At 58.8% G+C, this 1,370-nt stretch carries 1 protein-coding gene; it reads right to left on the bottom strand.

Annotated features, from left to right (window positions below; all coding sequences use genetic code 11):
* Window positions 1-42: 42 nt before the first annotated feature.
* Window positions 43-1,311, bottom strand: coding sequence for an IS256 family transposase (locus B0G75_RS40010; RefSeq protein WP_219908330.1), 1,269 nt, complete (start codon window positions 1,309-1,311; stop codon window positions 43-45).
* Between the last annotated feature and the right edge of the window lie 59 nt (window positions 1,312-1,370).

Genomic DNA, 1,370 nt, shown 5'->3' with positions numbered 1-1,370 from the left:
GGACGTGTCAGAAATCTTGTGTGCTGAGGCCGGTTAGAAATCTCAGTTGATGGCGCTGGTGAACCGCTCGCCGAACAGAATGGCGAACTGATTGACTGCTTGCCGCCAGGTGATAGGTGGCATCTTCCAGTCCTTTTCGATGTTGCGCAAGGCCAGGTATAGCAATTTGCTGGCGGCTTCGTCGCTTGGGAAGTGACCGCGGTTCTTGACGATCTTGCGAAGCTGCATGTGCATGCTTTCGATCGCATTTGTCGTGTATATGATTCTGCGTACTTCCGGCGGATAGGCGAAGAACGGAATGACCTGTTCCCATTGGCGCTGCCACATCGCGGCGACCGTTGGGAATTTCTTGCCCCATTCGCTTTGCGAGAAGGCTTGCAGCGCCGCCTCAGCGGCTTCGGCGGTGGCGGCCTGATAGATCGGCTTGAGCGCCGCAGCCAGTGGCTTACGGTCCTTCCAACTCGCCAGATTCAGCGAATTGCGGATCAGATGCACGATGCAGGTCTGGATCTGGGCGACCGGGTACACCGCTTCGATCGCCTCGGGGAAGCCGCGCAGGCCGTCGACAACGGCGATCAGAATGTCATGCAAGCCGCGGTTCTTCAGTTCGTTGAAGACCTTCAGCCAGAACTTGGCACCTTCGGTTTGCTCGATCCACAAACCCAGCACTTCCTTGCGCCCGTCGGCCCGAATGCCCAGCGCGAGGTACACCGCCTTGTTCCTGACCGTGCCTTCGTCGCGGATCTTCAGTCGAAGTGCGTCGAAATACACGATCGGATACATCGCCTCGAGCGGGCGTTGCTGCCACTGTTCGACTTCGGCCAGCACCTCGTCGGTGACGGTCGAAATCAGATCGGGCGACACCTGTAGGCCATATAGCTCCAGCAAATGGCTCTGAATCTCGCGCACGCTCATGCCACGCGCGTACATGCTGATGACGTGATCGTCAAAGCCCGGCAGCCGGCGCTGATACCTGCCCACCAGTTGCGGCTCGAATGTCGCCTGCCGGTCACGCGGAATGTCCAGATTCAGTTCGCCATTGGGCGTGATGACCGTCTTGGGGCTGGTGCCGTTGCGGTGGTTGCCGGACTTGCCTTGCCCGGTCTCAGCTTCCAGATGGTGGCTCAACTCGGCCGCGAGCATGCGCTCAGCCAGCCGTTTCTTGAGCTGGCCGGCCAGACCTGATTCGCCCAGGACCGACTCAGCATCCTTGCCCTGCACCTGGGCAAGCAATTGGTCGATCAACTCATCGGGAAACAGCTTCGGTGCCTTCGGGGTCCTGTTCTTCTTTGTCACGGTTGCTTCGGTCATAGGACGTTATTTCCGTTATCGTCTCATGACCTCGGCACACAGAAAATCTGACAGGCTCC

This window comes from Paraburkholderia sp. BL18I3N2 (genome assembly GCF_003001875.1).
Lineage (GTDB): Bacteria > Pseudomonadota > Gammaproteobacteria > Burkholderiales > Burkholderiaceae > Paraburkholderia > Paraburkholderia phytofirmans.
The sequence above is the reverse complement of the archived record's forward strand: the minus strand, read 5'-3'. Positions and strand labels throughout refer to the sequence as shown.

Coding starts and splice junctions, on each gene's coding strand:
- B0G75_RS40010 (WP_219908330.1), bottom strand. CDS start 1,311: ATGACCGAAGCAACCGTGACAAAGAAGAACAGGACCCCGAAGGCACCG.